The 26006-nt window shown below is 48.6% G+C and carries 25 protein-coding genes; 21 read left to right on the top strand and 4 right to left on the bottom strand.

Annotated elements, in window-relative coordinates:
• Positions 1-35: 35 nt before the first annotated feature.
• The 15 genes from A7K98_RS13915 to yfcD all read left to right on the top strand — a co-directional run bounded on the left by A7K98_RS13915 (position 36) and on the right by yfcD (position 13499).
• A complete protein-coding gene (locus A7K98_RS13915) occupies positions 36-1043 on the top strand; it encodes an aspartate-semialdehyde dehydrogenase (RefSeq protein ID WP_087489103.1) in 1008 nt (335 codons plus the stop codon).
• Between the two features lie 2 nt (positions 1044-1045).
• Positions 1046-1873, top strand: a complete 828-nt coding sequence (gene truA, locus A7K98_RS13910) for a tRNA pseudouridine(38-40) synthase TruA (protein WP_087489102.1) — start codon at positions 1046-1048, stop codon at positions 1871-1873.
• Positions 1874-1879: 6 nt separating this feature from the next.
• A complete protein-coding gene (locus A7K98_RS13905; RefSeq protein ID WP_087489101.1) occupies positions 1880-2536 on the top strand; it encodes a DedA family protein in 657 nt (218 codons plus the stop codon).
• A gap of 151 nt (positions 2537-2687) precedes the next feature.
• Positions 2688-3599 carry an acetyl-CoA carboxylase, carboxyltransferase subunit beta gene (gene accD / locus A7K98_RS13900; protein WP_087489100.1) on the top strand — a complete coding sequence of 304 codons (912 nt, stop codon included), beginning with the start codon at positions 2688-2690 and terminating at the stop codon, positions 3597-3599.
• A gap of 66 nt (positions 3600-3665) precedes the next feature.
• Positions 3666-4934: a bifunctional tetrahydrofolate synthase/dihydrofolate synthase gene (gene folC, locus A7K98_RS13895; RefSeq protein WP_087489099.1), complete on the top strand. Its 1269-nt coding sequence runs from the start codon at positions 3666-3668 to the stop codon at positions 4932-4934.
• Entirely contained in the window at positions 4924-5790 is an 867-nt protein-coding gene (locus A7K98_RS13890; protein ID WP_087489098.1) for an SPOR domain-containing protein, read from the top strand. The genes folC and A7K98_RS13890 overlap by 11 nt, the downstream gene beginning before the upstream one ends.
• A 215-nt stretch (positions 5791-6005) precedes the next feature.
• Positions 6006-6494, top strand: a complete 489-nt coding sequence (cvpA, locus tag A7K98_RS13885) for a colicin V production protein (protein ID WP_038022700.1) — start codon at positions 6006-6008, stop codon at positions 6492-6494.
• Between the two features lie 36 nt (positions 6495-6530).
• A complete protein-coding gene (gene purF, locus A7K98_RS13880; protein WP_087489097.1) occupies positions 6531-8048 on the top strand; it encodes an amidophosphoribosyltransferase in 1518 nt (505 codons plus the stop codon).
• 128 nt (positions 8049-8176) lie between these two features.
• Positions 8177-8749, top strand: coding sequence for a UbiX family flavin prenyltransferase (locus tag A7K98_RS13875; protein ID WP_087489096.1), 573 nt, complete (start codon positions 8177-8179; stop codon positions 8747-8749).
• Positions 8750-9013: 264 nt separating this feature from the next.
• On the top strand, positions 9014-9796 hold the full coding sequence (locus A7K98_RS13870; protein ID WP_087489095.1) for a lysine/arginine/ornithine ABC transporter substrate-binding protein: 783 nt from the start codon (positions 9014-9016) through the stop codon (positions 9794-9796).
• A 66-nt stretch (positions 9797-9862) separates the two neighbouring features.
• Positions 9863-10549, top strand: coding sequence for a histidine ABC transporter permease HisQ (gene hisQ, locus A7K98_RS13865; RefSeq protein ID WP_087489094.1), 687 nt, complete (start codon positions 9863-9865; stop codon positions 10547-10549).
• Entirely contained in the window at positions 10546-11250 is a 705-nt protein-coding gene (locus tag A7K98_RS13860) for an ABC transporter permease (RefSeq protein ID WP_087489093.1), read from the top strand. Before hisQ ends, A7K98_RS13860 begins: the two co-directional genes overlap by 4 nt.
• A gap of 17 nt (positions 11251-11267) precedes the next feature.
• Positions 11268-12041 carry a histidine ABC transporter ATP-binding protein HisP gene (gene hisP, locus A7K98_RS13855; protein ID WP_087489092.1) on the top strand — a complete coding sequence of 258 codons (774 nt, stop codon included), beginning with the start codon at positions 11268-11270 and terminating at the stop codon, positions 12039-12041.
• A 162-nt stretch (positions 12042-12203) separates the two neighbouring features.
• A complete protein-coding gene (gene yfcF, locus A7K98_RS13850) occupies positions 12204-12848 on the top strand; it encodes a glutathione transferase (protein ID WP_087489091.1) in 645 nt (214 codons plus the stop codon).
• A gap of 105 nt (positions 12849-12953) precedes the next feature.
• Positions 12954-13499 carry an NUDIX hydrolase YfcD gene (yfcD, locus tag A7K98_RS13845; protein WP_087489090.1) on the top strand — a complete coding sequence of 182 codons (546 nt, stop codon included), beginning with the start codon at positions 12954-12956 and terminating at the stop codon, positions 13497-13499.
• 66 nt (positions 13500-13565) lie between these two features.
• Here the strand turns inward: yfcD and pta are convergent, their stop codons facing one another.
• Together pta and A7K98_RS13835 are read right to left on the bottom strand one after the other, a co-directional pair.
• The gene (pta, locus tag A7K98_RS13840; protein WP_169715439.1) at positions 13566-15701 is read right to left on the bottom strand and encodes a phosphate acetyltransferase; all 2136 of its coding nucleotides are present in this window, start codon (positions 15699-15701) and stop codon (positions 13566-13568) included.
• 89 nt (positions 15702-15790) lie between these two features.
• Complete coding sequence (locus A7K98_RS13835) at positions 15791-16993, bottom strand: acetate kinase (RefSeq protein ID WP_087489088.1); 1203 nt, start codon at positions 16991-16993, stop codon at positions 15791-15793.
• A 307-nt stretch (positions 16994-17300) separates the two neighbouring features.
• Here A7K98_RS13835 and yfbV point away from each other — a divergent pair, with 307 nt between their 5' ends.
• Entirely contained in the window at positions 17301-17750 is a 450-nt protein-coding gene (gene yfbV / locus A7K98_RS13825) for a terminus macrodomain insulation protein YfbV (RefSeq protein ID WP_087489086.1), read from the top strand.
• Between the two features lie 109 nt (positions 17751-17859).
• On the top strand, positions 17860-18516 hold the full coding sequence (locus tag A7K98_RS13820) for a sugar phosphatase (protein WP_087489085.1): 657 nt from the start codon (positions 17860-17862) through the stop codon (positions 18514-18516).
• A 56-nt stretch (positions 18517-18572) separates the two neighbouring features.
• Here A7K98_RS13820 and yfbR read toward each other — a convergent pair whose 3' ends face one another.
• Together yfbR and A7K98_RS13810 are read right to left on the bottom strand one after the other, a co-directional pair.
• On the bottom strand, positions 18573-19178 hold the full coding sequence (gene yfbR / locus A7K98_RS13815) for a 5'-deoxynucleotidase (RefSeq protein ID WP_087489084.1): 606 nt from the start codon (positions 19176-19178) through the stop codon (positions 18573-18575).
• Between the two features lie 154 nt (positions 19179-19332).
• Positions 19333-20550, bottom strand: coding sequence for a pyridoxal phosphate-dependent aminotransferase (locus A7K98_RS13810; RefSeq protein WP_087489083.1), 1218 nt, complete (start codon positions 20548-20550; stop codon positions 19333-19335).
• Between the two features lie 936 nt (positions 20551-21486).
• Between A7K98_RS13810 and A7K98_RS13805 the strand changes: the two genes are divergently transcribed.
• The 4 genes from A7K98_RS13805 (at position 21487) to nuoC (ending at position 26006) form a co-directional block, all read left to right on the top strand.
• The gene (locus tag A7K98_RS13805) at positions 21487-22443 is read left to right on the top strand and encodes a LysR family transcriptional regulator (RefSeq protein WP_087489082.1); all 957 of its coding nucleotides are present in this window, start codon (positions 21487-21489) and stop codon (positions 22441-22443) included.
• Positions 22444-22949: 506 nt separating this feature from the next.
• Positions 22950-23396 carry an NADH-quinone oxidoreductase subunit A gene (locus tag A7K98_RS13800; protein ID WP_087489081.1) on the top strand — a complete coding sequence of 149 codons (447 nt, stop codon included), beginning with the start codon at positions 22950-22952 and terminating at the stop codon, positions 23394-23396.
• 15 nt (positions 23397-23411) lie between these two features.
• Positions 23412-24092: a NuoB/complex I 20 kDa subunit family protein gene (locus A7K98_RS13795; protein WP_087489080.1), complete on the top strand. Its 681-nt coding sequence runs from the start codon at positions 23412-23414 to the stop codon at positions 24090-24092.
• Between the two features lie 114 nt (positions 24093-24206).
• Positions 24207-26006 carry an NADH-quinone oxidoreductase subunit C/D gene (gene nuoC / locus A7K98_RS13790; protein WP_087490519.1) on the top strand — a complete coding sequence of 600 codons (1800 nt, stop codon included), beginning with the start codon at positions 24207-24209 and terminating at the stop codon, positions 26004-26006.

The following is a 26006-nucleotide window of genomic DNA, read 5'->3' as shown; positions in this document are numbered from 1 at the left end:
CCGCTTTATTTTTTGTTTTTCTGGAGTAAACCAACATGTCTGACGGCTGGAATATCGCTCTCTTAGGGGCAACTGGTGCAGTGGGAAGTGCTGTACTGGAGTTGTTGACGGAGCGTCAGTTCCCGGTTGGTGAGTTATTCTTATTAGCCAGTGAAAACAGTGCCGGAGAGTCGGTGCGGGTGGATGGGAAAAACCATCTGGTACGTTCTGCCACAGATTTCGACTGGGCACAGGCACAGTTAGCGTTCTTTGTGGCTGGTAGTGAAGCCTCAGCACAGTATGCAGAGCAGGCAGCCAGTGCCGGATGTCTGGTCATTGACAGTAGTCCGTTATTTGCCCTGGAGCCGGACGTACCGCTGGTGATTGCAGAGGTTAATTCTCAGGTATTAGCCGATTACCGGAACCGAAATATTATCACTGTGGCAGACAATCTGGTCAGCCAGCTGTTATGTGCCATTAAACCACTGGCCGATGCGGCAGGGATTGGGCGTATCCAGGTCACAAACCTGATATCGGTCTCCAGCCACGGCAAAGCTGCGGTGGACGGGCTGGCGGGTGAAAGTGCTCGTTTGCTGAACGGGGTTCCGGTTGATGAACATTACTTTGGCCGTCAACTGGCGTTTAACCTGCTGCCATTACTGCCGGATGAGCAGGGGAGTGTGGCAACTGATCGCCGTCTGGTGGATCAGGTTCGTAAAATCCTGCAGGACGAAGGATTGCCGGTATCGGTCAGTTCAGTCCAGGCACCCGTCTTTTACGGCAATGCTCAAAGTGTACAACTGGAATGTCTGAGACCTTACTCTGCAGATGAAGCACGCAATGATCTGGCGATGTCCGGAGATATTCTGCTGAGTGACGAGGGAGAGTTCCCGACACCTGTCAGTGATGCTACCGGCAGTGGTCAGCTGTGCATCGGATCGTTACATAATGACTACGGAATTCCTGAACAACTGCAATTCTGGTCTGTAGCCGATAACATCCGTTTCGGCGGAGCATTAATGGCAGTAAAAGTCGCAGAACGGCTGGTGCAGGAGTATCTGTAAACATGTCTGAAGTGAAGACACGTAAGCTGGCGTTGGGTATTGAGTACGACGGCAGCCGGTACTACGGCTGGCAACGCCAGCCAGAGGTCCGCAGCGTACAGGGCTATCTGGAGCAGGCATTAACCACTGTGGCCAACCATGAGGTCAATGTATTTTGTGCCGGTCGCACTGATGCCGGTGTTCATGGCACCGGCCAGGTGGTGCATTTTGAAACCACGGTACAACGGCCAGACAGTGCGTGGACTCTGGGGGTGAATGCCAATTTGCCCAAAGATATCGCGGTACGCTGGGTAAAAGAAGTGGCCGATGATTTCCATGCCCGGTTTAGTGCTACTGCACGCCGCTATCGCTATATTATTTATAATCAGCGTTTACGTCCGGCCATTCTCGGGCAGGGGATCACGCATTTTTATCACCCGCTGGATGAAGCTGCTATGCATCGTGCAGCACAGAGTCTGTTAGGCGAAAACGACTTTACCTCATTCCGGGCGGTACATTGCCAGTCCAAAACTCCGTGGAGAAACATCAGCCATATTCATGTCTGGCGTCAGGGAGCTTTTGTGATTGTTGATATTAAAGCCAATGCGTTTGTGCACCATATGGTGCGCAATATCGTCGGAAGTTTGCTGGAAGTGGGTTGTGGTAACCAACAAGAGTCATGGATAGCAGAATTACTGGCAGCAAAAGATCGTAAGCTGGCGGCAGCCACTGCCAGAGCAGAAGGTTTATATCTGGTCTCGGTCGATTATCCGGCGAAGTTTGAACTTCCGGATGTTGAGCCGGGCCCGTTGTTTCTGACCGGCGATAATTTATTCTCAGGTAAAGGATAAGCATTCATGGAGTACATCCATTTTATTGTTGATTTTATTCTGCATATCGATGTTCACCTTGCACGACTAGTTGCGGATTATGGGGTATGGATTTATGCCATTCTGTTCCTGATCATTTTTTGCGAAACTGGTCTGGTGGTAACACCGTTCCTGCCGGGCGATTCGCTGTTATTTGTCGGCGGAGCTCTGGCCGCACTGCCGGGCAATGATTTGAATATTCATTTGCTGGCATTGTGTATTGTGATTGCCGCCATCGCCGGAGATGCGCTCAATTACACTATCGGCCGGTTGTTTGGCGAGAAACTGTTCCAACGGGCAGATTCAAAAATTTTCCGTCGCAGCTATCTGGATAAAACTCATGGTTTTTATGCAAAGCATGGCGGAAAAACGATTATTCTGGCGCGTTTTATCCCAATTGTCCGTACCTTTGCCCCGTTTGTGGCCGGAATGGGTAAAATGTCTTATCGTCAGTTTGCCTTATTTAACATCGCCGGGGCGATTGCCTGGGTGGTGCTGTTCAGCTATGCCGGTTACCTGTTTGGTGATTTGCCGGTAGTGCAGAAGAATCTTAATTTGCTGATTGTTGCTATTATTGTTATTTCGGTATTGCCCGGCATTATCGAAGTCTTGCGGCATCGCAGACAGGCTGCACGGAAAAATTAGTTTTTCCTGCAGGCCTCTGACGGTTAAACCAGATTTTTATCCACAGTGTGGGCAGGTTGTGGTTTAATGGGCGTCATTTACCGGCTGTTGGATGAAAATTCAGCAGAAACAAAACAACTGGATAACCCAGGTTCAAACAGAAAGGTCATCAATGAGCTGGATTGAACGCATTCTTAATAAAAGTAATGTCACCCCAACGCGTAAAGCGAGTATTCCTGAAGGGGTTTGGACGAAATGTGATAGCTGTGGCCAGGTGCTGTATCGCGCTGAATTAGAACGGAATCTCGAAGTCTGCCCTAAATGTGATCACCATATGCGTATGCATGCCCGTGATCGTTTAGCGTCATTTATGGACCAGGGGACGACAGTTGAACTTGGCAGTGAGCTGGAACCTAAAGATGTTCTGAAGTTCCGCGATCAGAAGAAATACAAAGATCGCCTGCTGGCTGCACAGAAAAGTACCGGCGAGAAAGATGCACTGATCGTCATGAAAGGTGAGTTGCACGGTATGCCAGTAGTTGTGGCTGCATTTGAGTTTGCCTTTATGGGTGGCTCAATGGGCTCAGTGGTTGGTGCACGTTTTATTCGTGCAGCAGAACAGGCTCTGGAAGATAATTGTCCTTTGATCTGTTTCTCTGCCAGCGGCGGCGCACGTATGCAGGAAGCATTGATGTCACTGATGCAGATGGCTAAAACCAGTGCTGCATTGGCGAAACTGCGTGAGCGCGGTTTGCCGTACATTTCGGTACTGACAGACCCTACCATGGGTGGTGTTTCTGCCAGCTTTGCGATGCTGGGCGATTTAAACGTTGCAGAGCCTAAAGCACTGATTGGTTTTGCCGGTCCGCGGGTTATTGAACAAACGGTTCGTGAAAAATTGCCACCTGGTTTCCAGCGCAGTGAGTTTTTGATTGAGAAAGGGGCGATTGATATGATTATTCGCCGTCCTGATATCCGCTTCAAAATCGCCGGTCTACTGGCAAAAATGATGAATCTGCCGGCACCTTTGCATGACGGTGTTCAGTCTGAACCTGAGACTGAAACGGAACATGACGAGACCTGACAGTAATGATAAAGACGCTTTTACGGCGTCTTTTATTTATGCACTGTAATGATATCAACGGGACACATGGAAAATCTTCACCTACCACAGGCCACGTCTCCTCTTGCTACGTGGCTGACTTATCTGGAAAACCTGCACAGCCAGGCGATTGACCTGGGTCTTGAGCGTGTACGCCGTGTGGCGTCACAGCTTAATCTGTTAAAACCGGCACCTTTTGTTTTTACTGTAGCCGGAACCAACGGCAAAGGAACCACCTGCCGCACTCTTGAAACGTTACTGATCGCAGCGGGTTACCGTGTTGGTGTGTATAGTTCACCGCATCTGGTTCGCTATACCGAGCGAGTGCGTATTCAGTCGCAGGAACTCAGTGACGCAGAGCATACAGCCAGTTTTGATTTTCTTAATCAGGGGCGTGGTGAAACGTCACTGACGTACTTTGAATTTAGCACCCTGTCAGCCTTATATCTGTTTCGCGAAGCGGATCTGGATGTGGTGATCCTTGAGGTCGGACTTGGAGGACGCCTGGATGCGACCAACATCGTGGATGCGGATGTTGCGGTTGTCACCAGTATCGCTCTGGACCATACCGACTGGTTAGGACCAGACCGTGAAAGTATCGGCCGCGAAAAAGCCGGTATTTTCCGTCAGGGAAAACCTGCGGTGGTGGGCGAGCCGGATATGCCAGCTTCTATTGCCCGTGTTGCGGCTGATAAAGGTGCTGTGCTGCTGCAACGGGATCATCAGTGGTCCTACCATGAAAATGGCGATGTCTGGGATTATCGTGATATTCAGGGAGAACTGCATCAGTTACCGGTGCCTAAGGTACCATTGCCTAATGCAGCGACTGCCCTTGCCGCTTTAAGAGTGTCCGGATTGCAGGTCAGCGAAGCCTGTATCCGCGAGAATTTACCTAAAGCCGAATTGCCCGGTCGTTTTCAGACTATCAGCGAATCTCCGCGGGTTATTCTGGATGTGGCGCATAACCCTCATGCTGCGGCCTATCTGGCGTCGAGATTAGCCGCCTTACCAAAGACTGGTAAGGTACATGCAGTGGTGGGAATGCTGCATGATAAAGATATTGCCGGAACACTTGCTGAACTTAGCCGGCAGGTGGATTACTGGTATTGCGCGCCGCTGGAAGGCCCGCGCGGAGCCAGTGCTGAAGAATTAGTCGTTCATTTACCGCAGGCAGCCCGTTTCGCCTCAGTAGATGAGGCGTGGCATGCAGCAAAACTGCAGGCTGATGCGCAGGACATTATTCTGGTTTGCGGCTCCTTCCATACGGTAGCGCATGTGATGACGTCTATCTCAGGGGAGAAAGGAAGTGGCGAGTAAATTTCAGAATCGTTTGGTGGGCACCGTCATTCTGGTGGCTATCGGAGTTATTGTGTTACCCGGTCTGTTGGACGGTAAAAAGAAACACTATAAAGAGGAATTTGCGGCAATCCCTTTGGTGCCTAAGCCTGGTGATCAGCAGGATAATGATCTGGTACCGCCGGTGACCCAGCCATTGACCGGGCATGCCGCTACGGCACCAGGCACGGCAACAACACCGCCTGGCGGGGAAGATACCGATAGTGACACTATTGGTAACAGCGGAAATAGCACGTCGCAGAGCCCGCAACAGACTGGCAGTAACGTGCAGTCTCAGTCACAACAGACGCAGCAGCAGCAACAACAGCAAGCGCAGAATGATGCCGCTGAACGCCAACAGGAAGCCGCTCGTCAGAAACAGGCACAACTGGCTCGCCAGCAGGCGGAACGTGAAGCCAGTCAGGCTCAGGCGCAAGCCCGTGCCGAGCGTCAGGCCAGTGAAGCTGCAGCTAAAGCAAAAGCGAAGCAGGCTCAGGCAGAGAAAGAACGTCAGCGGGCACTGCAGGCACTGAACGATCAGTCTGCAGCGCAGCCATCGGCACCAGCGACAGAAACTAAAGCTGATGCACCGACCGGCCAGGCATACGTTATTCAGCTGGGAGCATTGAAAAATGCGGCTAAAGCGACTGAAATTGTGACAGAACTGCGGGCGTCAGGTTTCCGTGCTTATTCAGTACCAGCAACACCGGTTCAGGGACAAATTAACCGCATACTGGTGGGGCCGGACAACTCGAAAAGCCATCTGCAATCGCAGATTGAACAGCTGAAAAGCAAAACGGGTCTGAGCGGGGTCGTGAGACCATATGCTGTACGGTAATGGCAGCGTTTCGTTACACTGACTGAAAGCACAATAAATAATATGGATAAAAATCAGCTGGTTAATTAGCTGAACTTACAGGGGCAATGAAACGAAATTTTCATTGCCCTTTTTCTCTGCAGTCGGGGGAAAACGGTACGCAAACGTTTTCTTTTTCTGTTAAAATGCGCCCCGAACAGATTGCAGAAGGGATCACTGTTGCACCGGAAGAGCTCATGAACTGGATTGATTACGTCATAATCGGGATTGTCGGATTCTCGGCTTTAGTTAGTCTGATCAGGGGATTTGTGCGGGAAGCCTTATCTTTAGTCACCTGGGGATGTGCTTTTTTTGTTGCCAGTCATTATTTTTCTTATCTGGCAGTCTGGTTCACCGGGTTTGAAGAACCCATGGTACGTAATGGTGTAGCAATAGCCGCGCTGTTTATTGCGACGCTGATTGTCGGGGCGATTGTCAATTATGTGATTGGATCGCTGGTTGAAAAAACCGGACTGTCGGGCACTGACCGGGTACTGGGTGTTTGTTTCGGAGCATTAAGAGGAGTGTTGATTGTTTCAGCTATCCTGTTTTTCCTTGATACATTCACCGGATTTTCTAAGAGTACTGACTGGTCACAATCGCAGCTGGTTCCGCAATTCAGCTACATCATCAGATGGTTTTTTGACTATTTACAGAGCACGTCGAGTTTTTTACCCCGGTCATAAGGCAGGGGAGATGCGGCTTAATGAGGAAATGACAACATGTGCGGTATTGTCGGTATCACCGGATTTCTGCCGGTCAACCAGTCTATTTATGATGCATTAACGGTATTACAGCACCGCGGCCAGGACGCGGCGGGTATCTGCACCATTGATGCGATGAACTGCTTCCGCCTGCGGAAAGCAAACGGACTGGTGAGCGATGTGTTTGAAGCACGTCATATGCAGCGCTTACAGGGGAATATGGGGATTGGCCATGTTCGTTACCCGACAGCAGGAAGCTCAAGTGCCTCTGAAGCCCAGCCTTTTTACGTAAACTCTCCTTACGGTATTACGCTGGCACACAACGGAAACCTGACTAACGCCCATGAACTGCGCTCACGTTTGTTTGAGTATGGTCGTCGTCATGTAAATACCACCTCAGATTCTGAAGTGCTGCTGAACGTTTTTGCTCAGGAACTCGATCGCTTTCAGGTATATCCACTGACGGCAGAAAATATTTTTGCTGCCGTAGAATCGCTGCACACCCTGGTTCGTGGGGCCTATGCAGTGGTTTCGATGATTATTGGTCATGGTATGGTGGCTTTCCGTGACCCGAATGGTATTCGTCCGCTGGTGCTGGGCAAACGTGTACTGCCGGATGAGCGCACTGAATATATGGTTGCGTCAGAAAGTGTGGCACTGGATACCTTAGGTTTTGAGTTTATCCGTGATGTTGCCCCTGGCGAAGCGGTTTATATCACTGAGAAAGGTGAGCTTTCGACCCGTCAGTGTGCGGCTAACCCGAAAAGCCATCCTTGCCTGTTTGAATACGTTTATTTTGCGCGTCCTGATTCATTTATCGATAAAATCTCGGTATACAGCGCCCGTGTTCGTATGGGTACCAAACTGGGTGAGAAGATTGCCCGTGAGTGGGAAGATCTGGATATCGATGTGGTGATTCCAATTCCGGAAACTTCTACTGATGTCGCATTGGAAATTGCCCGTATTCTGGATAAACCTTATCGCCAGGGGTTCGTTAAGAACCGCTATGTTGGCCGGACCTTTATTATGCCCGGACAGCAAATGCGTCGCAGTGCGGTACGCCGTAAGCTGAATGCTAACCGCGCCGAATTCCGTGATAAAAATGTGCTACTGGTTGATGACTCGATTGTCCGCGGTACCACTTCTGAGCAGATTATTGAGATGGCTCGTGAGGCCGGAGCGAAGAAAGTTTATCTGGCTTCAGCGGCACCAGAAGTTCGTTTCCCTAACGTCTATGGCATTGATATGCCAAGCGTCACTGAGCTGATTGCTCACGGACGTGAAGTTGACGAGATCTGCCAGCTGATCAAGGCGGATGCGTTAATTTTCCAGGATCTGAGTGATCTGATCGATGCAGTGCGTGAAGAAAATCCGGATATTACTGAGTTTGACTGCTCGGTGTTTGACGGTATTTACGTCACTAAAGATGTTGATCAGGGGTATCTGGATTATTTACAGTCACTGCGCAACGATGATGCTCAGGCAATTGCCAGACAAAATGAAGTTGAAAATCTGGAACTGCACAACGAAGGTTAAACTTCACTCAATCGCAGCGTAAATACAGGGCGGATATTCCGCCCTGTTTTTTTTGGAATTCTGTTCGCCTCAGCGCACCGTCACACGTTATTATGCTTTTTTTCAGTGCATTCCCCCCGGAGCAGGTTATGAAAAGACTCATTGTTGGTTTATCAGGGGCCAGCGGCGTTATTTACGGCATTCGCCTTTTAGAGGTGCTAAAAGATCTGCCGCAGGTGGAAACCCATTTAGTTATGAGTCAGTCTGCCCGGCAGACACTTGCAATGGAAACTGATATCAGCGCGCGGGAAGTTCAGGCACTAGCTGATGTGGTGCACGATAATCGTGATATTGGTGCCAGTATCTCTTCCGGTTCATTTAAAACCGATGGTATGGCTTTATTACCCTGTTCAATGAAAACGCTGTCGGGGATTGTACACAGTTACAGTGACAATTTGCTGACCCGCGCGGCTGATGTGGTGCTGAAAGAACGGCGGACCCTGGTACTTGGTGTTCGTGAAACTCCTTTGCACCTTGGGCACCTGAGAATGATGACCACTGCCGCGGAGATGGGAGCGATTATCATGCCGCCGATGCCTGCGTTTTATCATCGCCCGCAGAACGTCATGGAGATTATCGATCAGACAGTTAACCGGATTATTGATCAGTTTGGTATCGAACTACCTCAGGATTTATTTGCCCGCTGGCAGGGCAAGAGCTGAACCGGGGATGCACCAAAATAGAACTTACTTCGCCAATGGCACCATAATGGTGCCGTTGTTGCATTGTAATGGTGCGCATGCAGTTTTGGCCTGTGATGAGGTGGTATTCCGGGGATAATTAATCCGCGACAAAATAAAGTATTCGTCCGTTCTGGCTTATTTCAGGTAAGGTTATGCTGCCTGGCACGAAAAGTGCTAAAGAAATTGTGAACACACAACATTCATTACTCAACACTATAAAAAATATCAACCTGAGGGCAGTCTATGAAAAAGCGAGTATTAGCTCTTTCTCTAATGTTGGCAATTTCCAGCGTTGGCAGTGTATTTGCTGCGATTCCTAAAACGCTGCGTATCGGAACCGACCCAACGTATCCGCCCTTTGAGTCAAAAGATTCCAGTGGCAAGCTGGTGGGCTTTGACATTGATCTGACAAACGAAATTTGTGCGCGTATCCACACCAAATGTACCTATGTGGAAGGTGACTTTGACGGACTGATTCCTTCACTGCAAGCCAATAAAATCGATGCCATCATCTCCTCGTTATCTATTACTGAGAAGCGTGAGAAGCAAATCGCGTTTTCTGAAAAACTGTATGCGGCGAACTCCCGACTGGTGGCTGTGAAAGGTTCTCCCCTGCAACCGACAGTGGCATCGCTGAAAGGTAAAAGTATTGGTGTTGAGCAGGGGACGACTCAGGAAACCTATGCCAATGAATACTGGCGCCCACAGGGTGTAAATGTCGTTTCTTATTCCGGACAGGACCAGGTGTATCAGGATCTGCATGCCGGACGTATTGATGCTGCTTTCCAGGATGAAGTTCAGGCCGGAGAAGGCTTCCTGAAAAGCCCTGTTGGTCATGCTTATGCCTTCGCAGGTCCTGCGGTTAAAGATGAGAAAATCTTTGGTGTAGGTACCGGAATGGGAATGCGCAAAAGTGACACAGATCTGAAAGCCGCAGTAGATAAAGCTTTCGAGTCTATGCGTAAGGATGGAACTTACGACAAACTGGCGAAGAAATATTTCGACTTTAATGTCTACGGCGATTAATTAGCCGCGAGCTGCCCGCCGCCAGTTGCGGGCAGTTGTTGTCTCTTTTGTTGCAGGAATTGCTTAATGCTCTATGGATATACCGACGTCATTATGAAAGGCGCGCTGGTAACAATTGAACTGGCGGTCAGTTCTGTGGTTCTGGCGGTTATTTTAGGACTGATAGGCGCCGGAGCCAAACTTTCAAAAAGCACAATCTTACGAACTGTGTTCGGTTTATATACCACCATTATTCGTGGCATCCCCGATTTGGTATTGATGCTGCTAATTTATTACGGCCTGCAGATTGCTCTTAACCAGTTCACTGACCTGATGGGCTGGGACCAGATTGATATTGATCCCATGACGGCCGGGATTATCACCATTGGCTTTATCTACGGCGCTTATTTTACCGAGACGTTCCGTGGGGCCTTCCTGTCTGTGCCTAAAGGACAGACGGAAGCTGCAACGGCGTATGGCATGACCAACTCTCAGGTATTTCGCCGGGTGTTATTCCCGTTAATGATGCGCTTCGCTTTGCCTGCTATTGGTAATAACTGGCAGGTCATTCTTAAAGCGACTGCCTTAGTTTCATTACTTGGCCTGGAAGATGTGATTAAAGCAACGCAACTGGCAGGGAAAAGTACCTGGCAGCCGTTCTACTTCGCGATTGTCGCCGGAGTCATCTATCTGTTCTTTACCACGGTCTCCAATGGTGTGTTGTGGTGGCTGGAACGCCGCTATTCAGTTGGGGTGAAAAAGGCCGAATTATGATTGATATTATTCACGATTATTGGCAGTCACTGTTATGGACGGATGGCTACCGCTTTACCGGTGTGGCCGTAACACTCTGGCTGTTAATTATATCTGTTGTGATTGGTGGAGTGATGGCCGTGATCCTGGCGATTGCCCGGGTATCATCTAATCGCTTTATCAGCACTCCGGTATGGATTTTTACCTATGTTTTCCGTGGTACGCCGTTGTATGTTCAGTTGCTGGTGTTTTACACCGGGATGTATACCCTCGAAGTGGTGAAAGGCAATGAGTTGCTGAATGCCTTCTTCCGCAGCGGTATGAACTGTACCTTGCTGGCATTTGCTCTGAATACCTGTGCTTATACCACCGAGGTTTTTGCCGGTGCCATCCGTTCTGTACCTCACGGAGAGATTGAAGCCGCACGTGCTTATGGTTTTTCCCGTTTTAAAATGTATCGCTGTATTATTCTTCCTGCGGCACTGCGTATTGCACTGCCGGCATACAGTAATGAAGTAATACTGATGCTGCACTCCACATCACTGGCGTTTACCGCCACGGTGCCCGACGTTCTGAAAATTGCCAGGGATATTAATGCCGCGACTTACCAGCCATTTACTGCGTTTGGTATTGCTGCGGTTATTTATCTGGTCATTTCGTATGGTCTGATTACGCTGTTCCGTATGGCCGAGCGTCGCTGGCTGCCACATGTTAAATCCTGATCCCGCTGAGTAAAAATATGGCTGAAATAAAATTAAGTGTGACAGAACTCCACAAACGTTATGGAGAACATGAGGTTCTCAAGGGAGTTTCATTACAGGCTGCGGCTGGTGATGTGATTAGTATTATCGGTTCTTCCGGATCCGGAAAGAGTACTTTTTTACGCTGTATCAATTTTCTGGAGAAACCCAGTGAAGGCACTATTTCTCTGAACAAAGAAAATATTAATCTGGTTCGTGATAAAGACGGCCAGCTTAAGGTCGCCGACAAAGAGCAATTACGCAAATTACGCACCCGCCTGACCATGGTGTTCCAGCACTTTAACCTGTGGAGCCACATGACGGTGCTGGAAAACGTGATGGAAGCTCCGGTGCATGTTCTGGGGGTCAGCAAGCAGGAAGCCCGTGAAAGGGCAATCAAGTACCTGGATAAAGTTGGGATTGATGAGCGTGCCCGTGCGAAATATCCGGTACATTTGTCCGGTGGTCAGCAGCAACGTGTTTCGATTGCCAGGGCGCTGGCAATGGAACCTGAAGTTCTGTTGTTTGATGAACCGACATCGGCTCTTGACCCTGAACTGGTAGGTGAAGTTCTGCGGATTATGCAGCAACTGGCGGAAGAGGGGAAAACCATGGTTGTGGTAACGCATGAAATGGAATTTGCCCGCCACGTCTCTAACCATGTCATTTTCCTGCATCAGGGGAAAATTGAAGAGCAGGGCGATCCGGAGATTGTTTTCAGTCAACCTAAAAGCCCGCGCCTTCAGCAGTTTCTTTCCGGCGCATTAAAATAACCACCTTCCTGTCTGTACCGCTGGTACAGGCAGGATTTTTTTATTCAGCAGGAGTTGTCGGCACAAACTCTCGCCCCTGCGGTGATAAAACAGCCAGCAATTGCCTTCCTGCAAAAAAATCTGTAAACAGATATTTATCGTCAATCATAGCGAGAGCTGCTTATGTCTTCTCCCGAATTAATTTTGTGGTGTGACTCAGCGTTTCATAGCCCTTATGCCATGTCAGTGTATGTTTGTTTGCAGGAGAAAGGACTGCGTTTTAGCGTGAATCCGCTGAATTTAGCGCAGCACCAACATACCAGCCCTGAGCTGTCTTCGTTGTTACTAACAGGGCGAATCCCTTGCCTGCAACATGACGGTTTTGCAGTTTCTGAATCTTCAGCAATTGGCGAGTATCTGGACGAAACATTCCCTGCACCGGATTATCCACGAGTTTATCCGGCAGATCGTCAGCAAAAAGCCGTGGCCAGACAGGTCCAGGCATGGCTGCGAAGTGATTTTCTGGCATTACGCACGGAACGCCCTACAGATGTTATTTTTTCCGGACGAAAATACCCGCCATTGTCTGCTGCGGGTGAACAGGATGTAAAAAAACTGATTAGTGGTGCTTTACAGCTATTAGGACAACGCACTTCGTTGTTTGGTCAATGGTCAGTAGCTGACTGTGATTTAGCCGTAATGTTGAACCGGCTGGCGTTGCATGGCGATCCTCTTCCGGAAAAGCTTCGTGAGTATGCGGCATTCCAGTGGCAGCGGGCAGCGATACAGCTATGGGTGAATGAGGCTCAAAAGCTTAATAATAAATAAACCTGCGATGGGCGGAGCAATATTTAACATTAACTTTACGTCCATTGTAATAATTGTCTGATAATATTAGATACTGTGAGTATCTGCGAGATAAAAGGGTTACGGATGGTGGAGCAAATTCCTGAAGACGGTATTGAGTGGGTTGATATCGTAAGTGAAGATGATGAAGTCGTCACAACAGCCAGTCGCGCGCAAATGCGTGCTGAGTGTCTCCGTCATCGGGCAACCTATATCGTGGTGCATGATGGAATGGGGCGAATTCTGGTTCAGCGTCGTACTGAGATTAAAGATTTCATGCCGGGGAAGCTGGATGCGACCGCAGGTGGTGTAGTGCAGTCTGGGGAAGATCTGCTGATTTCTGCGCGACGCGAAGCTGAGGAAGAACTGGGAATTGCTGACGTGCCTTTTGCTGAGCACGGAAAATTCTACTTTGAAGATCAGCATTGTCGTGTCTGGGGTTCGTTATTTAGTTGTGTGTGCCACGGACCGTTTGCAATGCAGGAAAGTGAAGTTGCTGAAATCTTCTGGATGACTCCTGAAGAAATTACCGTTCGTTGTGATGAGTTTACTGACGACTCGCTGAAAGCCCTGTCTTTATGGATGAGCCGTAACAGCGAAGCCCGGCGTGCTTCTAACGAAATGCAGTCCTGATTCAGCACTAAAATGTTAACAGGCGGGCAATGTTGCCCGCCTGTGTCATTTATACCAAAACCATTTTTACTCGTGAGTTTCTGCCTGCTTTGACTGGATTGCAGTCAGTGCGATGGTATAAACAATATCATCCACCAAAGCACCGCGTGACAGATCATTCACCGGTTTACGCATGCCCTGCAACATCGGCCCAATAGAGATAAGGTTTGCTGAACGCTGTACTGCCTTATACGTGGTATTGCCGGTATTCAGATCAGGGAAGATAAACACGGTGGCACGGCCTGCGACCACTGAGTCCGGGGCTTTAGATTTTGCCACATCTTCCATAATTGCCGCATCGTACTGTAATGGCCCGTCAATGATTAAGTCCGGGCGTTTCTCTTTGGCCAGCCGGGTAGCTTCTCTGACTTTTTCAACATCACTGCCTGCACCCGAATTCCCTGTGGAATACGAGATCATGGCAACTCTCGGCTCAATGCCAAAAGCAGTAGCTGAATCGGCAGACTGAATAGCAATCTCAGCCAGTTGCTCTGCTGTAGGATCCGGGTTAATGGCACAGTCGCCATACACCAGCACCTGCTCAGGCAGCAGCATAAAGAACACGGAGGAAACCAGTGAGCTGTTAGGCGCAGTCTTAATCAGCTGTAAAGGCGGGCGAATGGTGTTTGCGGTAGTATGAACGGCTCCGGACACCAGTCCATCCACTTCATTTTTTTCCAGCATCAGTGTTCCGAGAACAACATTGTCTTCCAGCTGTTCTCTGGCGACAATTTCGGTCATTCCTTTGCTTTTACGCAATTCAACCAGCCTTGCCACATAATCTTCACGCACTTTCATAGGATCAATGACTTCAATCCCTTTGCCAAGGGTTACACCCTGGGTCGCTGCTACACGATGAATTTCATCCGGTGAACCGAGCAGGATACAAGTGGCAATCCCTCGTGCCGCGCAGATGGCTGCAGCTTTAACCGTTCTTGGTTCATCGCCCTCAGGCAGAACAATGCGTTTAGCTGCCTGACGAGCCAGTTCAGTCAGCTGATAGCGGAATGCCGGCGGAGAAAGCAACCGGTTACCGGCGGAGGCGCCGCTCAGCGAGTTCACCCAACCAGTATCGATATAACTTGCGACATACTCCTGAATCTTCTCGATTCGCTGGGTATCATCAACCGGAACTTCCAGATTAAAACTCTGCAGATTAAGCGACGTTTGCCAGGTGTTGGTATTTACGGTGAAGACAGGCAACCCGGTTTGCAGGGCCCGCGAGCAGAGATCACGGATTGGCGGATCGATTTCATAACCACCAGTCAGTAAAATCGCGCCAATTTCTACTCCGTTCATTGCCGCAAGACAGGCAGAAACCAATACGTCCGGGCGATCTGCTGACGTTACCAGCAGAGAACCAGGGCGGAACAATTCCAGCATATGTTGCAGGCTACGGGCGCAGAAGGTGACTGACTGAATGCGTCGGGTTTGAATATCACCTTCGTTAACCACCCTGGCATTCAGATGACGGCACATATCAATGGCCCGGGTCGCTATCAGGTCAAAACTCCATGGGATGCACCCCAGCACCGGTAACGGGCTGCTTTCACGTAGTTTGGCAGCATCCAGGCTGGCAATACTGGCTTCGGTAGAATCCTCAAAAATTTCAGACAGGTCGGGACGGGTCCGGCCCTGATCATCAACAGGGGCATTCAGCTTGTTGATGATGATCCCCGCAATGTTTTTATTTTTCTTACCACCAAAACTGCTCTGGATAATCTCGATACGCTCTCTGAACTGAGCGGCGGTATCGTTGCCCGGAGACATCACAAAGATGATTTCGGCATTCAGGGTACGGGCAATTTCATAGTTGAGCGAATTGGCAAATTCATGCTTACGGGTCGGGACGAGGCCTTCGACTAATACCACCTCAGCATCACGGGCATTTTCGTGATAACGGGAGATAATTTCTTCCATCAGCACATCCTGTTGGTTGGATCCCAGCAGGTTTTCAACGTAAGACATGCGGAAGGGCTCTGCAGCCGGAATGACTGAATTATGACGGATAATAGCTGTGGTGTGATCTTCTGCATCGTTATTGGAACGAGGCTGCGCAATGGGTTTAAAGATGCTAAGGCGCATCCCTTTTCGTTCCATGGCACGGATAACACCGAGACTGACGCTGGTCAGACCGACACTGGTGCCGGTGGGAATTAGCATAATTGTGCGGGACACAATTGACCTCTCTTCTTTTTTATTCGGTCCTAAAACAACACCGTCAGCCTGGGCTGACGGTGGGGGGGGGTAAATCAGGCTGTCAGTCTTGCAGCGTCCCGTGCAATGACTAATTCTTCATTGGTTGGGATGACCAGTACTGGTCGGGTTCCGGGCTGATTAATAAAGCCGGATTGTCCAAAGCGAGCTTCCAGGTTACTGTCATGATCTACTGCCAGATTCAGCAAGGCCAGTTTTTTCAGTGTCTGCTCACGAACCGTGGCGGCATTTTCACCAATGCCTCCGGTGAACACTACTGCATCCAGCCGGCCATCCATCAGAGATGTGTAGGCACCAATATATTTAGCCAGACGATGACAGAAAACATCCATAGCGCGTCGGGCGTTATCCAGAGTCAGGTAATTATCTTCAACATAGCGGCAGTCGCTGGTGGCTTCAGTCAGACCCAGCAGGCCAGACTCTTTAGTCAGCATCTGATTGATCTGTTCTGTGTTCATCCCCAGATTATCGTGCAGGAAGAAGATGATAGCCGGGTCAATATCTCCACAACGAGTTCCCATGACCAGTCCTTCCAGCGGGGTTAATCCCATTGAGGTATCTACTGACTGGCCATTGCGTATTGCTGTCACTGATCCACCATTACCAAGATGGCAGGTTATGACATTGAGGGATTCAATGGGTTTTTCCAGCATTTTGGCCGCTTCACGTGATACATAATAATGACTGGTCCCGTGGGCACCGTAGCGGCGAATTCCATGCTGTTTGTAGAGTTTGTACGGCAGAGCGTAAAGATAAGACTCTTCAGGCATTGTCTGGTGGAAAGCTGTATCAAATACCGCTACATTTTTATCGGAAAGATGTGGGAAATTTTTTAGCGCTTCTTCAATACCAATCAGATGGGCCGGGTTATGTAACGGGGCAAAATTAGAAGATTTTCGGATTTCTTCTATCACCTGATCGTTGATAATGACAGATTCTGTCAGGCTTTCACCGCCATGAACCACCCGGTGCCCGATAGCAATAATCTGATCTGAAAGTTGTGGCTGTTCGCGCAGGATGGTATGAACAATAAAATCGAGTGCTTCACTGTGGGCTGCACCAGCACCCAGTGTGGCTTCCTGTTTAATGCCATCATGTTTCCACTTTATCCGGGCTTCCGGCAAATTGAAGCATTCAGCAAGCCCTGAAAGGTATTCATCCCCGTTTTCAGGGTCTATGATGGCAAACTTCAGGGAAGAACTGCCGCAGTTAAGAACCAGGACTAACTTACTCGACATGGAAGCACCTATTTGTTTAAAGTGGCGATTAACAGCGCCATCAGACGTTAATGTAACCCATGAATGCAGACAGGTTTAGAATAAATACCCGGCCAGGGCAATATATTGTCCATACTCAAAAAAATCAGTAATTCTTGCGATTTTTTTGAGTATGCGGCGATAAGCTGCCGTCCCGGATGTTACAGGTTTGGCAGAATCAGCGATTGCGCGGCTACCAGTGGTATTTTCAGCGAGCCTAAATTTACCCTGGTTGATGGTTGGATTTCAAAATTTTTTGATGTTTTATTGATATAATTGAGGTGCCGTGATGAGTAATTCTGGCAATGTGAGCTGGTTTGGCGTATTGCAACGCGGGCAACACTACATGAAAACCTGGCCGGATGATAAACGTCTGAGTCCGGTGTTTCCGGAGCACAGGGTAGGGAAGGCGATACGCTTTGCTGTGCGCTTTATGCCGCCGCTGGCTGTCTTTACCCTCTGCTGGCAGATTGCACTGCATGCGCAGTTAGGACCAGCGGTTGCCAGCGCCTTATTCGCCTGTAGTCTGCCATTGCAGGGGCTATGGTGGATGGGAAAACGTTCGATGAAGCCATTGCCACCGACTCTGTTGCACTGGTATCACTCGTTACGCGAAAAACTGGCAGAGGCCGGTCAGGCTACGGCGATGCCAGAGGGTGCTCCTACTTACCAGTCCCTGGCAGATATCCTCAAACGGGCATTTCGTCAGTTGGATAAAACGTTTCTTGATGATCTCTGACAGCTGTCGTTGCACCTGATGTGTGGCCGGAGAAAGACGGATATTGCGAAATCTACGGACAAATGAAGAGTATTAAGCGCGGCTGCCTGAGAGTGGCCAGGGAAAAACAATGTTTAAAACATTCTTGTTTGATTTAGACGGTACTTTGGTGGACTCGTTACCGGCAGTTGAACTCGCCTGGACCGAATGGGGTCACCGGCATCAGATCGATGCCGCACAGATTCTCAGTTTTATCCACGGCAAACAAGCCATTACCTCGTTACGTCATTTTCTGGCAGGTAAACCGGACTCGCTTATTCGTGAGGAGTTTGCCTGGCTTGAACATCGCGAAGCGACACAGACCGACGGAATTGTTCCGTTGCCCGGAGCCACGCAGTTGCTTGAATCGCTCAACCGCCAGCATATCCCGTGGGCCATTGTGACCTCCGGAAGCTATCCGGTTGCGTTTGCTCGCTATCAGTGTCTTGGATTGCCTTTGCCGGAAGTGTTTATTACCGCAGAAAAAATTACCCGTGGAAAACCTGAACCCGATCCTTATCTCACCGGAGCACAGCAGATGGGATTCAGCCCACAACAATGTGTGGTGGTTGAAGATGCGAGCGCAGGGGTTATTTCTGGTCTGGCAGCAGGGTGCGCTGTTGTGGCGGTGAATGCGCCACAGGAAACACCAGGAATTGAAAACTGCTTACTGCGTCTTACCTCACTTGAACAACTCGTTGTAGAACTACAACATGAGAACAGTTTCAGATTAAGTAAAGTCTCCTGAGCCCCGCTGGTGATGCCCGCAGAATAAGTACTGCGGGCTGCTTTCGCTTCAGGAAATCAGTGATAATGTTCGGATATTTTGTCCAGTGTTGTCGTGCAGCTGGCACAAAATACTTCCATAAAATCATTTACTTCTGGCATCTCTTTTCTAAGTTCTGCAATTCTGCTTTCCAGTCCTTCTTTCACATGCTGAAATTCATCGTTATGGAAGCGCAGTTCATTTAATGCCTTGATGTAAGCCGATAAAATATCTGCGGCCTTCACAATGGCTTTATAGCGCGGATCGACGTTTTTCTGAATGATCAGTCCTGAGAAACTGTCCCGTAAGTCTTCAGGCAGAGTTTCGATACATTCCTGTTCAGCCAGCGTTTCCAGTTTCTTAAACGCCTCAGTAAACTGTGGATTGTGGTACTTAGTTTTTGAGTTTATATCCTGCAGCTTGGTTTCTGACACCTCATGATACAAAGCGATCACTGCTGCCCGGTCAGGATCCAGCGTGTTACCGTAACGCGTGTTACCGATCACGGTGAGTAAATGTGCAATCACGGCGACCTGATGGCTATGCTCAGCGACATTTTCTTCCTGAAAACAATGCATTAATGCCCAGCGTTTGATTAGCGGCATCCGGGTGATCCATGCCATAAAAGTACTTTGTAGCTTCATTATCTGGTTCCTTTTGCGCCGGTTGGTAAATGCAGTGGCGTCAATAATAGCAGGAGTTTGCTGCAGACGGACGGTGAGACTAAAGAGCAAAGCACGAGAGGATAATGGTAAATAAGGGCGTCCAGCCCGGGAGGGCCGGACGACAAAGCAGAGATTACTGGCGATAATGTTCCAGGAAGCGGCCAAATTTACCAATTGCCATTTCCAGATCATCCACACGGGGCAGGGTAACTATCCGCACATGGTCCGGCCATGGCCAGTTAAAGGCAGTACCTTGTACCAGCAGAACTTTTTCCTGCAGAAGAAAATCCAGTACCATTTTCTGATCATCATGCAGGTTGAATTTTTTAGGATCAATGCGAGGGAACATATACAGCGCTCCCTGTGGTTTCACGCAACTGACCCCGGGAATATCATTAATCAGTTCCCATGCCCGGTCCCGTTGTTGGTACAAACGGCCTTCCGGTACAATAAATTCGCTGATGCTTTGATAACCGCCGAGCGCTGTCTGGATAGCGTGCTGTGCCGGAACATTGGCGCACAGGCGCATGGAAGCGAGCATTTCCAGGCCTTCGATATAGCCTTTAGCATGCTTTTTCGGTCCGTTGAGAACCATCCATCCCTGGCGGAAGCCAGCAACACGGTAGGTTTTCGATAGTCCGTTAAATGTCACCGTCAGCAAATCCGGTGCAAGTGCGGCAATGGAGTGATGCTGAGCTTCATCATAGAGAATCTTATCGTATATCTCGTCGGCAAAAATAATCAGGTTATGTTCGCGGGCGATGGCAACAATCTCCAGCAACAGCTCTTTACTGTAAACTGCTCCGGTTGGATTATTCGGATTAATAATCACAATCCCACGGGTACGTGGCGTGATTTTGGCGCGAATATCCTCGAGGTCAGGAAACCATCCGGCAGATTCGTCACACAGATAATGAACGGCTTTACCGCTGGATAAAGATACTGAGGCCGTCCACAGTGGATAATCGGGGGCCGGAACCAGCATTTCATCTCCGGTATTTAATAATGCCTGCATAGACTGCAGGATTAATTCGGAGACACCGTTACCGATATAGATATCTTCTACCGTGACATCCCGCATGCCACGTTCCTGGTAGTGCTGCATAATAGCTTTTCGGGCGGAATAGAGCCCTTTTGAATCACAGTAACCCTGAGACGTAGGCAGATGCTTTATCACATCGACCAAAATTTCGTCCGGTGCTTCAAAACCAAAAGGAGCCGGATTTCCGATATTGAGTTTAAGAACTTTATTTCCTTCTTCTTCAAGGCGTTTCGCCTCTTTCAGAACCGGGCCCCGGATATCGTAACAGACGTTATCGAGCTTCGCGGATTTTTCAATTTTTTGAGTCATTACAATCGCCTTGGATGGCAGAGTCCATTTGTCTGCCCTGTGAGTCAACCCTATAAATGTACTCCTCTGATCCGGCTAAAAGAAGGGTAAAGAGCTGTTTTGGACAGTTGTTTAGCTCATCAGTTATTTTAATATTATTATATAATGTCAATCATCAGATATCTGGATTGAATGGCTGCAAAAAAGTTCAAAATCAGAATTTTGTACTGGTGTGTTGTTGCTTTGTATCTGGTTGATATTCAGAGAATATCTGCCAGATATATTTCCCCGTTAAAAAATAAAAGCCGCCAAATATCAGTTAGTGTTAATTGATTATTTATCTATGTAATCGCTTTCATTTTTATTGTAAAGATTAGAAAAACAACAAATAGCATTCCGAATCAATAGTTAATTAAGATAATTCTGCTAAATTCTAATAAATACTGATGGTTTATTTATCATTGAATTAGAAAATTACATATTAAAAACATGAAGATAGTTTATTTCCGAAGGGTGAGCACCCTATAAGTAAAGTCCCAGTGTAAAAGAAGAGAAAATGTGAGTCACTGAATATGAACCAGGTCAAAAATTATGTAGTTTTATATAAAAAAAATTCCAATTCACGGTTAAAAATGATTAAGTATTATTAATAAATTTAATGCGATTGAAATCTGCAATGAATTTTACGCGCTGCCTTTTAATGAGGCATAAATCATCTAAAATTGTTGATGAAGCATTCCGGGAGGTAATGCAGTAGCAGGTGAATGAGATAATGAAACTAACTATCTGTATCCATGAGAAATTTCTGAATATCAGGGACTTTTTCTTTGACTGGCCTGATTGCCGTCGGACCCTGACCTGGAGATTTCTGGGTTCTGTTTGTATCCTGTCAGTAGGCAGGTTTTAAAGTAACACCAGGGCAGTAAGTAATAAAAAACTTATAAGTGACTATAAAATATGACAAATACTAATCCTCCAATTATGAATCTGGACCTTGATCTGTTAAGGACCTTTGTTGCAGTAGCTGATCTGAATACCTTTGCGGCCGCGGCAGCAGCAGTTTGCCGTACACAATCTGCAGTCAGTCAGCAAATGCAGAGGCTTGAGCAACTGGTTGGTAAAGAACTGTTCGCCAGACATGGCCGTAATAAGTTACTGACTGAACACGGTATTCAGTTACTCGGTTATGCCCGTAAAATATTACGATTTAATGATGAGGCTTGTGCATCACTGATGTATAGCAACGTCCAGGGCGTTCTGACCATAGGCGTTACCGAAGATACCGCTGAAACGTTGCTGCCTTACGTTCTTAACCGTATTACCACGTTGTACCCGAAACTAACGATTGATATTCGCATCAACCCTTCGGCGACCGTTTTCACTCTGCTGGAAAATAAAGATGTTGATATTGTGCTTACTACAGCAGGGCACGAAGGTGTTATCAGTCAGGTATTGCGTACCTCACCCACATTGTGGTTCTGTGCCGCAGATTACGCATTCCGTCACGGCGAAGCATTACCTCTGGTTCTGCAGGATGAGCCAAATCCTTACCGTGAAATGGCCATTGATAGTCTGAACCGTAACGGCACGCCGTGGCGAATCTCATATGTGGCCGCGTCGTTATCTGCCGTAAAAGTAGCCGTCAAATCAGGACTGGGTGCCACTGCCCGACCTGCAGAAATGATTGGCCCGGAAGTTCGGGTGCTGGGGAACGCCGAAGGACTACCGGCACTGCCCGATACTCAGTATCTGCTGTGTCGTTTGGAAAACAGTGATAATGAATTGTTGAGGTCAATTTTCACTGTGTTACAACCGCTGGCCGATCCTTCCCATCCACTGTCTGCACATGATGAATATAGCGGTGAAGACGAAGAGGATATGGCAGAGCTGACCGCCAGAGATATTGCTGGCTAATAGCACTTTACTACCAGCCAGGGTTGATACAGACCCGCAAAACCCGCCGGCAAAACGTTTGCCGACGGGTTTTTTTATGTTCGGAATTTAACGTTCAGCTGAATAAAAAGCCGGGAAATGGTTATTTTTTATTCAGTCTCGCCATAAGCCTGCTCTCGATCAAAAAAATAATCTGTGTTCAGGAAGGAAAATGACCAAAGACCTGCCAGACTATAAGGACTTAGTCTGTGATTTGAACAAGTTGGCTATTAGGCGACCGCAACTGAAGCGATTTAGCTGGACGTAGGCGCACTACTTGTTAATAATATGTTTGTTTTGTGAATTAGTCTTTAACTATAATTGTCAAGGTTGACAAAAGGTTACCAAAAGGGGTAAAAAACCCATAAAAATGCTGTGGATACGAATCCTGCAGCACTCTTTATAACGTTAATACCCTTCCCTTGAATTGTTGTGGTGATGGACGATCGCTGTCTGGTAAGTCTCTGAGCCACGTTTGATGAGTAAGCATGAGTATGTCAACAACCATTGAAGTAATCGCACATCATTGGGCTTTCGTTGTATTTGTCGTAATTGCTTTTGGTCTCTGTGCCTTCATGTTAACCGGTGGCTGGTTACTCGGCGGCAGGGCTAAAGCCCGATATAAAAATACTCCTTTCGAGTCGGGTATCGACGCGGTCGGTAATACTCAGCTGCGCTTGTCTGCAAAATTTTATCTGGTGGCGATGTTCTTCGTCATTTTCGATGTTGAAGCCCTGTTCCTTTACGCCTGGTCTACCTCAGTGCGGGAAAGTGGCTGGGTCGGCTTTGCAGAAGCGACAATTTTTATTTTGGTATTACTGGCAGGTCTGGTGTATCTGGCGCGGATTGGTGCGCTGGACTGGGCGCCAGCCCGCCGTCGGGTCCCTGTCACTACTGACGCCGGACGCAGTGATATTCCCTCTCAAAAGCAGTAACAGCGAGGCATTAAAATGGACTATACGCTGACCCGCATAGACCCCGAAGGTAATGGTGACAACGATCGTTACCCTCTGCAGAAACAGGAAATTGTAAGCGATCCGCTGGAGCAGCATGTCCACCGCAGTGTGTATATGGGCAAACTCGAGCACGCATTACATGACATGGTTAACTGGGGCAGAAAAAACTCGCTCTGGCCTTATAACTTCGGTCTTTCCTGCTGTTATGTCGAAATGACAACCTCTTTTACTGCAGTGCATGACGTAGCGCGTTTCGGCGCTGAAGTTATGCGTGCTTCTCCTCGCCAGGCTGACTTTATGGTCATTGCAGGCACCCCGTTTACCAAAATGGCTCCCGTTATTCAGCGGTTATATGACCAGATGCTGGAACCGAAGTGGGTTATTTCGATGGGAGCCTGTGCTAACTCTGGCGGAATGTACGATATCTATTCGGTAGTGCAGGGCGTGGATAAATTCCTGCCGGTTGATGTTTACATCCCGGGATGTCCACCCCGTCCTGAAGCTTATATGCAGGCGTTATTGCTGTTGCAGGAGTCAATCGGCAAAGAGCGCCGTCCACTCTCCTGGGTTGTAGGCGATCAGGGGGTTTACAGAGCCAATATGCCATCGGAACGTGAACGTAAACGTGGCGAGCGTATTGCTGTGACTAACCTGCGCACCCCGGATGAAATTTAAGCCGGTTATTTAGGGATGCGATTTACCTGGCGTAGGCAGAATTAACCCCGCCGGATTTTCATCCTGATGTCATCTTATAAGTGCCCGGATACGGGCCGAAATGGTGAATATCGTATGACTGATTTGAACACGCAAGACTCCGTTCTGCCGGCATGGCAAACAAGGGATCATCTGGATGATCCTGTTGTCGGTGAGTTGCGTAATCGTTTTGGCCCCGAGGCCTTTACTGTTCAGCCAACCCGTACCGGAATACCGGTGGTCTGGGTGCCGCGTGAACAATTACCGGAAGTAATTACCTTTTTACGTAAGCTGCCTAAACCCTATGTCATGCTTTATGACCTGCATGGTGTAGATGAACGACTGCGTACCCACCGTCAGGGCTTACCGGCTGCTGACTTTTCTGTGTTCTACCATCTGTTATCCGTGGAACGTAACCGCGACATTATGATTAAAGTCGCGCTGTCAGAAAACGATCTGTATTTACCTACAATTACCAGTATTTTCCCAAATGCTAACTGGTATGAACGTGAAACCTGGGAAATGTTTGGTATCACCTTCCGTGGGCACCCGCATCTGACCCGCATCATGATGCCTGACACCTGGACCGGTCATCCGCTGCGTAAAGATTATCCGGCCCGTGCTACTGAATTCGATCCGTTCTCGCTGACTAAAGCCAAAGAAGATCTGGAAATGGAGGCACTGACCTTTAATCCGGAAGCCTGGGGCATGAAGCGGGGGACGGCGAACGAAGATTTTATGTTCCTGAACCTTGGTCCTAACCACCCGTCGGCGCACGGTGCCTTCCGCATCATTCTGCAGCTGGATGGTGAAGAGATTGTCGACTGTGTTCCGGATATCGGTTACCACCATCGTGGCGCCGAGAAAATGGGTGAGCGTCAGTCCTGGCACAGCTATATCCCTTACACAGACCGTATTGAATACCTCGGTGGTTGTGTTAATGAAATGCCTTACGTACTGGCAGTAGAAAAGCTGGCCGGTATTACTGTGCCGGACCGGGTTAATGTCATCCGCGTCATGCTGTCTGAGTTATTCCGTATAAACAGCCACCTGTTATATATCTCCACCTTTATTCAGGACGTCGGAGCAATGACTCCGGTGTTCTTTGCCTTTACTGACCGCCAGAAAATTTACGATGTGGTTGAAGCTATCACCGGATTCCGTATGCATCCGGCCTGGTTCCGTATTGGTGGTGTGGCACATGATCTACCGAAAGGTTGGGAACGGTTGTTGCGCGATTTCCTCGACTGGATGCCAAAACGTCTGAAAGAGTATGACAAAGCGGCATTACGTAACACGGTACTGATTGGGCGTTCTAAGGGTGTTGCCGCTTACAACCAAAAAGAAGCGCTGGAGTGGGGCACTACCGGGGCTGCGTTGCGTGCGACCGGGCTGGATTTTGACGTTCGTAAATGGCGTCCATACTCAGGCTATGAAAATTTCGACTTTGAGGTCCCTGTCGGGGATGGCGTCAGCGATGCTTACAGCCGTGTGATGCTGAAAATGGAAGAGATGTGGCAGTCATTACGCATCCTTGAGCAGTGCCTGAATAATATGCCTGCAGGAGCATTTAAAGCCGATCACCCGCTGACAACTCCGCCGCCGAAAGAACGTACTCTGCAACATATCGAAACGCTGATCACTCACTTCCTGCAGGTTTCCTGGGGACCGGTGATGCCGGCCAATGAGTCGTTCCAGATGATTGAAGCTACTAAGGGGATTAACAGCTACTACCTGACCAGTGACGGCAGCACGATGAGCTACCGCACCCGTGTCAGGACCCCAAGCTTCCCGCATTTGCAGCAAATACCGTCGGTGATCCGTGGCAGCCTGGTTTCAGACCTGATTGTCTATCTCGGCAGTATTGATTTTGTTATGTCTGACGTGGACCGCTAA

Source organism: Tatumella citrea, from assembly GCF_002163585.1.
GTDB lineage: Bacteria > Pseudomonadota > Gammaproteobacteria > Enterobacterales > Enterobacteriaceae > Tatumella > Tatumella citrea.
The sequence above is the reverse complement of the archived record's forward strand: the minus strand, read 5'-3'. Positions and strand labels throughout refer to the sequence as shown.

Excerpts from the sequence above, each read along its gene's own strand:
- A7K98_RS13915 (WP_087489103.1), top strand. The coding sequence starts at position 36 with ATGTCTGACGGCTGGAATATCGCTCTCTTAGGGGCAACTGGTGCAGTG.
- truA (WP_087489102.1), top strand. The coding sequence starts at position 1,046 with ATGTCTGAAGTGAAGACACGTAAGCTGGCGTTGGGTATTGAGTACGAC.
- A7K98_RS13905 (WP_087489101.1), top strand. The coding sequence starts at position 1,880 with ATGGAGTACATCCATTTTATTGTTGATTTTATTCTGCATATCGATGTT.
- accD (WP_087489100.1), top strand. The coding sequence starts at position 2,688 with ATGAGCTGGATTGAACGCATTCTTAATAAAAGTAATGTCACCCCAACG.
- folC (WP_087489099.1), top strand. The coding sequence starts at position 3,666 with ATGGAAAATCTTCACCTACCACAGGCCACGTCTCCTCTTGCTACGTGG.
- cvpA (WP_038022700.1), top strand. The coding sequence starts at position 6,006 with ATGAACTGGATTGATTACGTCATAATCGGGATTGTCGGATTCTCGGCT.
- purF (WP_087489097.1), top strand. The coding sequence starts at position 6,531 with ATGTGCGGTATTGTCGGTATCACCGGATTTCTGCCGGTCAACCAGTCT.
- A7K98_RS13875 (WP_087489096.1), top strand. The coding sequence starts at position 8,177 with ATGAAAAGACTCATTGTTGGTTTATCAGGGGCCAGCGGCGTTATTTAC.
- A7K98_RS13870 (WP_087489095.1), top strand. The coding sequence starts at position 9,014 with ATGAAAAAGCGAGTATTAGCTCTTTCTCTAATGTTGGCAATTTCCAGC.
- hisQ (WP_087489094.1), top strand. The coding sequence starts at position 9,863 with ATGCTCTATGGATATACCGACGTCATTATGAAAGGCGCGCTGGTAACA.
- A7K98_RS13860 (WP_087489093.1), top strand. The coding sequence starts at position 10,546 with ATGATTGATATTATTCACGATTATTGGCAGTCACTGTTATGGACGGAT.
- hisP (WP_087489092.1), top strand. The coding sequence starts at position 11,268 with ATGGCTGAAATAAAATTAAGTGTGACAGAACTCCACAAACGTTATGGA.
- yfcF (WP_087489091.1), top strand. The coding sequence starts at position 12,204 with ATGTCTTCTCCCGAATTAATTTTGTGGTGTGACTCAGCGTTTCATAGC.
- yfcD (WP_087489090.1), top strand. The coding sequence starts at position 12,954 with ATGGTGGAGCAAATTCCTGAAGACGGTATTGAGTGGGTTGATATCGTA.
- pta (WP_169715439.1), bottom strand. The coding sequence starts at position 15,701 with ATGCTAATTCCCACCGGCACCAGTGTCGGTCTGACCAGCGTCAGTCTC.
- A7K98_RS13835 (WP_087489088.1), bottom strand. The coding sequence starts at position 16,993 with ATGTCGAGTAAGTTAGTCCTGGTTCTTAACTGCGGCAGTTCTTCCCTG.
- yfbV (WP_087489086.1), top strand. The coding sequence starts at position 17,301 with ATGAGTAATTCTGGCAATGTGAGCTGGTTTGGCGTATTGCAACGCGGG.
- A7K98_RS13820 (WP_087489085.1), top strand. The coding sequence starts at position 17,860 with ATGTTTAAAACATTCTTGTTTGATTTAGACGGTACTTTGGTGGACTCG.
- yfbR (WP_087489084.1), bottom strand. The coding sequence starts at position 19,178 with ATGAAGCTACAAAGTACTTTTATGGCATGGATCACCCGGATGCCGCTA.
- A7K98_RS13810 (WP_087489083.1), bottom strand. The coding sequence starts at position 20,550 with ATGACTCAAAAAATTGAAAAATCCGCGAAGCTCGATAACGTCTGTTAC.
- A7K98_RS13805 (WP_087489082.1), top strand. The coding sequence starts at position 21,487 with ATGACAAATACTAATCCTCCAATTATGAATCTGGACCTTGATCTGTTA.
- A7K98_RS13800 (WP_087489081.1), top strand. The coding sequence starts at position 22,950 with ATGAGTATGTCAACAACCATTGAAGTAATCGCACATCATTGGGCTTTC.
- A7K98_RS13795 (WP_087489080.1), top strand. The coding sequence starts at position 23,412 with ATGGACTATACGCTGACCCGCATAGACCCCGAAGGTAATGGTGACAAC.
- nuoC (WP_087490519.1), top strand. The coding sequence starts at position 24,207 with ATGACTGATTTGAACACGCAAGACTCCGTTCTGCCGGCATGGCAAACA.